The following is a 9251-nucleotide window of genomic DNA, read 5'->3' as shown; positions in this document are numbered from 1 at the left end:
ACAGTCCTATGCGTTCATCCACTGACGGATCACCGAGGCCGCCTCGGGCGGGCTGGCGGAGATCGCGTCCCCGATGCGCTTGAGCGCGGAGAGTTTGATGCGGCCGTCGACCTGGGCGAGCGCGATCTCCTGATCGAGCTGCGGCACGTCGGGGGTCATTGCCTCGAGCTGGGCCATCGCCTCGGTGTCGCCGTCCGCGGCGCGCTCGGCGAGCGCGAGCATCTCGGGCGAGTGCGTCGGCAGGGCAGGGGCGGCTTCGGCCATTTCCAGTGCGGGGACGGCCTTCGGCTTCAGCATGCGGATGGCGACCAGGCCGACCACGCCGATCACGACGAGCTGGAGCAGGCCCCAGATCCGGTCCATCGGCAGCGACGAGAGGAAGCTCGTGGTGGCGTCGGCAGGTGCCTCGCCGGTGTTGAACTTCATGCTCTCGACGACGACGCTGTCGCCCCGCTCGCTATCGGCGCCCACGGCGTTCTCGACCAGGCGCTGGAGGCGGTCGATCTGCGGCTGGGGCAGGCCCTTCTCGCCGCCATCGACCATCACCGCGACGCTGAGGCGGGTCACCTTGCCCGGGGTGCGGACGGTGACCGTCTTGGTCGAGCTGTTGTCGTAGGTCGTGTCTTCCGAGGTCTGGTTGCTGCCCGACTGGCGCGAGGCGCCCGGCGTGTTTGCGGCGGCGGTCTGCGCGGCGGGCAGCTGGTTGCCGACCGAGGCGGTCTGCTGACCGGCATCGGTCTCGCGGTTCTGCTCGCCGGTCTCCACGCTCACCTGGCGCGAGATGACCTGCTTGTCGGGGTCGAAGACGTTCGATTCCTCGCGCGACTGGTCGCGGTCGATCTGGGCCGAGACTTCGGCGCGGACCTTGCCCTGGCCGACGATCGGCTCGAGCAGCGATTCGATCTCGTCGCGCAGCTTGCCTTCGACCGCCTGCTGGCGCTGGTCGGCATCGCCGGCGCTGGCCGTGCTGGGGTCGCCGGCCCGGGCGAGCAGCGCGCCGGTCTGGTCGACGACCGAGACGGCATCGGGCGAAAGCTCGGGCACCGAGGAGGAGACGAGGTAGCGGATCGAGGCGACGGTCTCGCTCGGGATGCGGCCGCGCGTCTTGACGGTGACCGCCGCGGTGGCCTTGCGGCTCTCCTCGGCGAACATCGCGCGCTCGGGCATCACGATATGGACGCGCGCGGCGCTGACGTTCTGGATCGTCTGGATCGACTTGGCCAGCTCGCCCTCGACCGCGCGGGTCTCGTTCATCTTGGCGCGGCTGGCCGAGACGCCGAAGGGCTGCTCCTCGTCGAGCACCTCATAGCCGATCTTGCCGCCCAGCTTCTCGCCGGCCATGCTCATGCGCAGCTCGGCCAGCTTGTCCTGCGGCGCCATGATCGAGGTGCCGTCGGCCGAGAGCTGGAACTCGACATTCTGCGCCTTGAGCTTCTCGGTGATCGCCGCGGCGGCCGAGGGGTCGAGGTCGGTATAGAGGAAACCCATGCTCGGGTTCGAGCCGCGGGTGGCGACGAAGGCGAGGGCGGCGAGCAGCGCGAGCGCCACTCCCCCCATCAGCATCAGCCGCTTGGGGCCGATCTGGCCCACCAGGTTTTTGATCGCTTCCAATGTCGCCCCGTTGGGTAGAACTGGTGAGGCGGATGCCCCTTGCGATCATTATAGAGGGGTGGGGGAGGCGGCAGTTTTTGCCGGGGGAAATTTTTGCCTAGTGGGTTGTCCCCATGCGCTTTTCCCCAGAATCGTCATCCCCGCGAAGGCGGGGATCCAGGGTTACGGGCCGTGTCGCCCTTGGCTCTGGATCCCCGCCTTCGCGGGGATGACGTTGAAAGCAATGTGAAGCTTACGCCGCCTTCAGCAGCGTCTCGAGCTCGCTCAGCACCGCCTCGCGCCGTGCCGCGACATCCAGCGCCAGACCGCCTTCCTCCCAGCCGATACGGGCGTCGCCCACCGGGATGGTCTCGTCGGGCACCACGATCAGGTTGAGCTTGCGGCGGTCGCGCGACTGGCGGTCGGCGATGCGGCCCTCGATATCGTCGAGCAGGTCGGGATGGACGCGGATCTGCAGCTCGGTGCCGCGCGCGACCTGGCCGAGTGCCCGGCCGATCGCCTCGTCGATCGCCGCGCCCGGCGCCACTTCGAGCGCACGGCCGGCGATCAGCTCGGCGGCGGCGAGCGCCACTTCGGCGGCCTCGCCGGTCACCCGCTCGGAGACTTTGCCGAACTGCGCGTCGATGCCCTCGATGCCCGCCTGCAGCGCATCGACCGCGCTCAGCAGCGCGACCTCGCGCTCGGCCCGTGCCTGGGCGAGCCCGGCCTCATAGCCCTGGGCCCGGGCCAGCGCGAGCGCCGACTCCTGCTCGTTGCGCAGCAGCGCCAGCTCGGCGCGCAGCGTCGCGACCTCGAGCGTGGCGTCGGGACCGATCGGCCCGCTTTTGCCCGGCGGCACCGCGAAGATGCGATCGAAGCCGAAACGCTCGACATTCACATGGGCATGCATGCTCATCGCGCCTGTTCCTTAGATGATCATCGCGTCGTCGGACTTGGGGTCGACGAGCAGGATCTCGCCGCGGTCCGCCAGGTCCTTGGCCAGGCGCACCAGCGCCGACTGGGCTTCCTCGCAATCGCGGGCACGCACCGGGCCCATGCCCGCCATGTCCTCGCGCAGCAGCTTGGCCGCACGCTCGGTCATCGCACCGAAGAACAAGGTCTTCAGGCTCTCCGGAGCGCCCTTCAGCGCCAGCGCCATCTGGCGCTTGTCGGCGCTGCGGACGATCGCGGCGATCGCCGGTGGCAGCAGGTTGCCCAGGTCCTCGAAGGTGAACATCAGCGCGCGGATCCGCTCGGCGCTTTCCGGCGCCTTGTTGTCCAGCGCGTTGAGCATCGCTTCCTCGGTCGAGCGGTCGAGCGAGTTGAACAGCTCGGCCATCGATTCATGCGGATCGCGCTTCTGCGAACGCGACAGGTTGGTCATGAACTCGCTCTTCAGCGTCTGCTCGACCTGGTTGATCACGTCCTTCTGCACGGTCTCCATGCGCAGCATGCGCATCACCACGTCGACCGAGAATTCGCGCGGCAGCTCGGCGAGCACGCGCGCGGCATGGTCGGGGCGCAGCTTGGTGAGGATCACCGCCACGGTCTGCGGATATTCGTGCTTCAGCGCGCCGGCGAGCACGGTCTCGCTGACGTTGGACAGCTTGTCCCACATGGTGCGACCCGAGGGACCACGGATGTCCTCCATGATTTCCTTCACCTTCTCGCTCGGCAGTATGCCGGCGAGCAGGCGCTCGGTGGTCTCGTAGCTGCCGTGCATCGACGACATCGATGCGATCTCGCTGGTGAACTGGACGAGGAGATGCTCCACCACCGGGGCCGGAATGCGGCCCAGCCCGGCGATGGTCGACGACAATTCCTTCACCTCGTCGGTGGAGAGCTGTTCCCAGATCGGTGCGCCATGTTCCTTGCCCAGCGCGAGCATCAGGGCGGCGGCGCGCTGCGGGCCGCTGAAGCGCTTGAGTTCGGGCGGTTCGGCTACCGGGGCCATCATCGTCATTTTTTTCGTTTCCCTCGCGAAAAAATTGCGCCCGCACACACGGGTGGGAGCGGCTTTCCCTCTATTATAGGACCAAGCAAAGCGAGGCGGAGCGCGATGACGGTTAATTTGTCGGGTAGTCTGATCGGGTTAAGTATTCTGACGGGGTCGAGTTCGACGATGACCTCGGCGGTGTCGACGATCCCCTATGACAGCAAGGCCGTGCGCGCAGCCAAGGCGCAGTTCACGCTCGCCGCCACCGTCGCGCCGTGGAAGACCACCGACGAGCTGCCGGTCAACGCCAGCCAGGTCGCCAAGATCACCGCGCTGCGCTCGATCATCACGCCCTCGACCACCGACGCCAGCGGCAGCCTGTTGCCCAAGGACGTCCAGACCAGCTTCACTGCCTATCAGGCGCTCGAAAAGCTGCGCGTGCTGGCCGAGACGGCAGGCGCCAAGACCACGTCGGACGCGCAGCGTGCCGCGCTCCAGAAGACTTTCCTCAAGGGGATGGACGATCTCCAGACCTATCTGAGCACCTCTCCGTCGGACCTAGTGACGCTCGCCTATGGCAAGCCCGCCTCGACCGCATTGTCGAACAAGCTGGTCGCGACCAACGTCTTCGAGACCGAGGGCAAGGGTCTGGTCAAGACGCGCACCGAAGCGGTCCCGGGCCTCACCGGCAGCGAGCAATTCTCCATCACGCTGAGCAAGCCCGGCGTCGCTGCGCAGACGGTGACCGTCGATCTGTCGCAGGGCACCCAGCCGCCGACGCTGGACTCGGTCGCCGCGCAGTTCAACGCCGCGATCCAGGCGATCCCCAATCTCAATACCGACGGCACGCCGCAGCTCGACGCCAATGGCAATCAGGTTCCGCGCTGGAAGGCGAGCTTCAAGGTCACCAACGAGAACGGCAAATGGGGCTTCACCCTGTCGAACCCGACGGGGTTCGAGCAGGTCACGCTCGACCAGACCAACGCCAAGGACGCGATCGTCGTCGCGACCGGCCAGACCGCGCTCGATGCGCCCAGCTCGACCCAGCTCTTCCGCTTCGATGATCCCACCGGTGCCAACACGCGCACCGCGATGGGCACGATCCAGGCGCTCGATCGCCAGGCGACCGCGCAGAATGTCGCGGCCAAGAAGACGACCACGATCACCACGACCACGACCGATCTCGATGGCAAGGTGAAGACGGTCAAGACCGAGACGAGCAACGTCTACGCCAATACCGATGCCGCGCAGGTCGTCACCGACGCGCAGGGCAATTCCTATATCGTCGGCACCACCAAGGGCGATCTTGGCGCGAACCTGTCGGACGGCGACAACAACCTGTTCCTCACCAAGGTGGACGGATCGGGCAATGTCGTGTGGCAGCGCAGCCTGGGCGCCACCGGCTCCTCGACCGGCGCGGCGGTAAGCCTCGCTCCCGATGGGAGCATCGTCGTCGCCGGCACCGTCACCGGCAGCTTCGGCGGCGCCTCCACCGATGGCGACATGGTCGTCGCCAAATATGCCGCGAACGGCGACGAGAAATTCTCCACCGTGGTCCGCTCGACCGGCGCGACGCCGGACACCGCCAAGGCGGTCGCGGTCGGCGCGGACGGTTCGATCTATGTCGGCGGCCGCATCTCCAACGGCAGCGACGGCTTCATCGCGAAGATCGATACCAGCGGCAAGATCGCCGAGCGTCGCACCATCACCGGTGCCGGCAGCGACAGCGTCAATGCTCTTGCGGTCGACAATGACGGCAATCTCCTCGCGCTCGTCTCGCATGACGGCACCGCGGAACTGCGCAAGCTCGACGGCAATTCGCTGGCCACCGATCTCGGCAGCCTCAACCTCGGCACCGCCGATGCCCGCGTGCTCGCCGTGGCCGATGACGGCACGATCGGCGTCGGCGGCGCGACCTCGACGGCGATTGCCGGCAGCCAGGCCAATGCGATCAGCGGCGGCCGCGATGGCTTCGTCACGCGGATCGACGCCAATCTGTCCGGCGCCAGCACCACCTATATCGGCTCCTCGGCCGACGACCAGGTCGACAGCATCGCCTTCATGAACGGCGATCTCTATGCCGGCGGCCGCACCACCGGCGACCTGGCGGCGACCCGCCGTGGCCCGACCGACGGCTTCGTGTCGCGTATCGACGCCACCACCGGAGCGGTCGAGAACACCAGCCAGTTCGGCCAGGCGCAACTGCGCACCGAGCCCGTCCGCGTCTCGGCGGATACCGGCGGCGCCAGCGCCGTCGCGGCGCTCGGCTTCGGCCGCGGCACGATCAACGCGATCGCCTCGAACAAGGTGACCACCCAGACCGGGCTCAAGGCCGGCGACACCTTCTCGTTCAAGGCCGATGACGGGGCGCTCCGCAAGTTCACCATCCTTGCCGACGATACGCTCCAGTCGATCGCCACCCGCCTGCAGGGTAATATCGGCGCCTCGAAGGGCACCGTCACCGCCACCGTGGTCGATGGCGTCCAGCAGTTGCGCATCACGATGAAGTCCGGGCACGAGCTCCAGCTTCTTCCCGGCAGCGGCGATACCGATGCGCTCGCCAAGCTCGGTATCGAGCCGCAGCGCATCTCCAGCCCGGCGCCCGTGTCGAGCAGTGCGCCCAAGGTGCGCCCGGGCGGCAATTTCGGCCTCGATCTGGGCGAAGGGCTCAGCCTGGCCAATATCGACATGGCCAAGGTCGCGCTCGGCAAGATCAAGGATGCGATCTCGATGACGCAGACCGCCTATCGCTCGCTCTACTGGGACGATGGCAAGGCGACGATCGTCGACGGCACCAAGCGCAATTCCGCGACGGGCACCGAAAGCACCGCGATCGTGAACGCCCAGCTCGCCAATTACCAGGCGGCGCTCGATCGCCTGAACAGCTCCACTCCTTCCAGCTACGGATTCTGATCCATGGACATGCCCCCGATCCTCGCCGGCATCCGCCGCCAGATGGACAATCTCTCCGATCGCCAGCGCGTGATCGCCCAGAACATCGCCAATAGCGAGACGCCGGGCTTCAAGGCGCGCACGGTCGAGAACGCAGATTTCTCCGACCTGGTCGGCAGCAGCGGCGGCATCTCGATCGCCAAGCCGCGCGTCCAGCTGACCGCGGGGATGAAGGGCCTGGGCGCGATCCAGCCGGCCGGCGCCGGCATCGTGCTCGACAAGGACATCAGCGAGACCAAGCCCGACGGCAACAACGTCACGCTCGAAGACCAGCTGCTCAAGCTCGGCCAGGTCCAGGCGGACTTCACCGCGATGACCAACCTCTACCGCAAGCAGATCAACATGCTGAAGATCGCCGTGGGGAAGTAACCGCTTCTTTCCACGTCGGAATCGAAAAGGCCCGCGAGCGATCGCGGGCCTTTCTTGTTGGCGGGCCGGTCTTTATTTCGTCATCCCGGCCTTGTGCCGGGATCCACTGTGCCGCGAAGGCCGCGCTATCGCTTCTCGGTCTGCACTTGCCTCACGGTGGACCCCGGCACAGGGCCGGGGTGACGGATTGGGGCTACTCCTTTCTTTCCCCGGCGACGGCGGGGGCCCAGACTAAACAGTGCGCGGCGAAGACGCGCCAAGAGGCGCGCGACTTTCAAGTCTGGGCCCCCGCCATCGCCGGGGAAATGTGGGCGCAGCTCGGGTGAGACTCCCCTCGGCCGGTAGGAAATATAGGACATCCCCCCGCCCAAACTCCCGCAAGAACCAAACAAAAAGCCCGACCCCCACGCTGTCGTGGGTGCCGGGCCTTTGTGATTTTCCGCGCCGGCATCCCCCACGGCGTAGGACGAGCCCCAGCCGCGAGAAACGCGCTTTGGCGTGTACTTCGTGTACTTTGGGCGCCGCTTACAGCCGCGCGTTGATCGAGATCGGGGCCGGGGCCTCGCTCGCCGCCAGGGCGCCGCACGCGCCATAGACGGTGTTGCGGGTGCCGGTCAGGCGCTGCGCCTCGGCGGCGATCGCGCCCATCATCTCGGTCGAAAGCTCGATCTGGCGCTTGAGGATCTGGGCGTTGACGCTCGAGGCATCGCGCAGGCAGCGGCTCGCCTCGGCGAGCTGCTCGCGCGCCTCGGGGGCCAGCCGCTCGGCCCAGTCGTCCGGCGCCTCGCGCTTCATCCGCGCCACCTCGGCCTCGATCCGGCCGGTGAGGCGCAGCTTGACCGCGGCGATCTCGGGAAGCTCGGGGAAATAGGGGGCCTTGGCCAGCTGCTCGCTTTCCTCCTCCATGATGTGGGTGAGGGACACCATCGCGTCGATGAGCTGCTCGGTCATTATTTGTTACCCTGCTGGAGCTTGATGATCTGGTCGAGCACGACCGGCGCCAGGCCGATCCCGCCCCGGTCGGCGATCGAGGCGCCGAGCTTCTCGGCCATGATGCCGCGGAACATCTCCTCGCCATGGCCGCCGGAGAATTCGCCTTCGCCCTGCGGCACGCTCTCGAGCATGATCTGGGTCATCTGGCCGAGGAACACCGCCTCGAAATTCTTCGCGGTCTCGCGGTTCTTGGCGTCGAGCTTGGGATTGTTCGTGGTGGCCGGGACCTGGGGCCCCGGCGCATTGGTCACGTTCTGCATCACTGTACCTCGATGTCGGCCTGGAGGGCGCCGGCGGTCTTGATCGCCTGAAGGATGGTGATCAGGTCGCGCGGGCTGACGCCCAGCGTGTTGAGCCCGCTCACCAGCGTCTGCAGGCTGGCGCCGTCGATCATGGCGAGGCTGGCGCCGTTGCCGTCATCGACCTGCACATTGGTGCGCGGCACCACCGTGGTCTGGCCGTTGGAGAAGGGCGCGGGCTGCGAGACCTGCGGGCTCTCGGTCACCGTGATGGTCAGGCCGCCCTGGGCGATCGCCACCGGGGTGATGCGGACATCGGCGTTCATCACGACGGTGCCCGAGGCTTCGTTGATCACCACGCGGGCCGGCTGGTCGACCTTGATCTGCAGCTCGCCGATGCGGGTGACCAGGTCGATCACGTTGCCGACGAAGTTCTGGCCCGGGGTCAGTTGCACCGTCGCCGGGTCGAGCACCGTGGCGCTGCCGGGGTACCTGCCGTTGATCGCCGCGGCGATGCGGTCGGCGGTGGCGAAGTCGGGGTTCTTGAGGGCGAGCTTCAGGCTGTTGGCCGAGAGCAGCGAATAGGGAACCTCGCGCTCGATGATCGCGCCGCCGGCGATGCGCGCCGAGGTGGTCACGCCGCGGCTGACATTGGCCGCCGCGCCCTGCGCCTTGAACCCGGAAACGGCGACGTTGCCCTGGGCGACAGCGTAGATCTCGCCGTCGAGGCCGCGCAGCGAGGAGACGATCAGCGTCCCGCCCTGCAGGCTGGTCGCGTCGCCCAGCGCCGAGACCTGGACGTCGATCCGCGAGCCGGAGCGCGAGAAGGGCGGCATCGTCGCGGTGATCGAGACGGCCGCGACGTTCTGCGTCTTCATCTCGGTGCCACGGATGTTCACGCCCATGCGCTCAAGCATCGCCTGCATCGACTCTTCGGTGAACGGCGTGTTGCGTAGCCGGTCGCCCGTGCCGGCCAGGCCGACGACGAGGCCATAGCCTACGAGCTGGTTGTCGCGGACGTTCTCGACATTGATCACATCCTTGATCCGCGTCTGGGCCATTGCCGAGGGCGCTAGCCCCATGCTCAGGAGCAGGGCGATCATGGGAGCGGCGAAGCGCAGCATATAACCCCTGGAACTGGAAAATTTCCGATAATTCTCTTATAGAATGGA

Annotated in this window: 8 protein-coding genes; 2 read left to right on the top strand and 6 right to left on the bottom strand. The window is 67.2% G+C overall.

All coding sequences use genetic code 11. From position 1 onward, the window contains the following. Window positions 1-6 precede the first annotated feature (6 nt). The 3 genes from fliF to ACEN8G_RS13745 form a co-directional block, all read right to left on the bottom strand. Window positions 7-1611, bottom strand: a complete 1605-nt coding sequence (gene fliF / locus ACEN8G_RS13755) for a flagellar basal-body MS-ring/collar protein FliF (protein ID WP_413417299.1) — start codon at window positions 1609-1611, stop codon at window positions 7-9. Window positions 1612-1843: 232 nt separating this feature from the next. Further along, window positions 1844-2506 (bottom strand): flagellar assembly protein FliH, encoded by a 663-nt coding sequence (locus ACEN8G_RS13750; protein WP_413417297.1) that lies wholly within the window; start codon window positions 2504-2506, stop codon window positions 1844-1846. A 12-nt stretch (window positions 2507-2518) separates the two neighbouring features. Continuing rightward, window positions 2519-3553, bottom strand: coding sequence for a flagellar motor switch protein FliG (locus tag ACEN8G_RS13745; protein WP_413417295.1), 1035 nt, complete (start codon window positions 3551-3553; stop codon window positions 2519-2521). A 159-nt stretch (window positions 3554-3712) separates the two neighbouring features. Between ACEN8G_RS13745 and ACEN8G_RS13740 the strand changes: the two genes are divergently transcribed. Continuing rightward, window positions 3713-6439 (top strand): hypothetical protein, encoded by a 2727-nt coding sequence (locus ACEN8G_RS13740; RefSeq protein WP_413417293.1) that lies wholly within the window; start codon window positions 3713-3715, stop codon window positions 6437-6439. A gap of 3 nt (window positions 6440-6442) precedes the next feature. Next, window positions 6443-6847 (top strand): flagellar basal body protein, encoded by a 405-nt coding sequence (locus tag ACEN8G_RS13735; protein WP_413417291.1) that lies wholly within the window; start codon window positions 6443-6445, stop codon window positions 6845-6847. 525 nt (window positions 6848-7372) lie between these two features. On the opposite strand, the gene ACEN8G_RS13730 is transcribed toward ACEN8G_RS13735, so the two are convergent. From ACEN8G_RS13730 to ACEN8G_RS13720, 3 genes are read right to left on the bottom strand one after another with little or no spacing between them, the layout of a single operon-like run. Next, window positions 7373-7798 (bottom strand): flagellar protein FlgN, encoded by a 426-nt coding sequence (locus tag ACEN8G_RS13730; protein ID WP_307120205.1) that lies wholly within the window; start codon window positions 7796-7798, stop codon window positions 7373-7375. Next, entirely contained in the window at window positions 7798-8100 is a 303-nt protein-coding gene (locus ACEN8G_RS13725; RefSeq protein ID WP_413415107.1) for a rod-binding protein, read from the bottom strand. The genes ACEN8G_RS13730 and ACEN8G_RS13725 overlap by 1 nt, the downstream gene beginning before the upstream one ends. Further along, a complete protein-coding gene (locus ACEN8G_RS13720) occupies window positions 8100-9182 on the bottom strand; it encodes a flagellar basal body P-ring protein FlgI (protein WP_307120206.1) in 1083 nt (360 codons plus the stop codon). Before ACEN8G_RS13720 ends, ACEN8G_RS13725 begins: the two co-directional genes overlap by 1 nt. Window positions 9183-9251 lie beyond the last annotated feature (69 nt).

The sequence above is a fragment of the Sphingomonas sp. Sphisp66 genome (genome assembly GCF_047324325.1).
In the GTDB taxonomy this organism is placed as follows: domain Bacteria; phylum Pseudomonadota; class Alphaproteobacteria; order Sphingomonadales; family Sphingomonadaceae; genus Sphingomonas.
Note: the sequence above shows the minus strand (reverse complement) of the source record. Positions and strands in the feature narration are given on the sequence as shown.

Bases quoted from the DNA above. Each gene is read 5' to 3' on its own strand.
- ACEN8G_RS13750 (WP_413417297.1), bottom strand. From the start codon at position 2,506: ATGAGCATGCATGCCCATGTGAATGTCGAGCGTTTCGGCTTCGATCGC.
- ACEN8G_RS13745 (WP_413417295.1), bottom strand. From the start codon at position 3,553: ATGACGATGATGGCCCCGGTAGCCGAACCGCCCGAACTCAAGCGCTTC.
- ACEN8G_RS13740 (WP_413417293.1), top strand. From the start codon at position 3,713: ATGACCTCGGCGGTGTCGACGATCCCCTATGACAGCAAGGCCGTGCGC.
- ACEN8G_RS13735 (WP_413417291.1), top strand. From the start codon at position 6,443: ATGGACATGCCCCCGATCCTCGCCGGCATCCGCCGCCAGATGGACAAT.
- ACEN8G_RS13730 (WP_307120205.1), bottom strand. From the start codon at position 7,798: ATGACCGAGCAGCTCATCGACGCGATGGTGTCCCTCACCCACATCATG.
- ACEN8G_RS13725 (WP_413415107.1), bottom strand. From the start codon at position 8,100: ATGCAGAACGTGACCAATGCGCCGGGGCCCCAGGTCCCGGCCACCACG.
- ACEN8G_RS13720 (WP_307120206.1), bottom strand. From the start codon at position 9,182: ATGATCGCCCTGCTCCTGAGCATGGGGCTAGCGCCCTCGGCAATGGCC.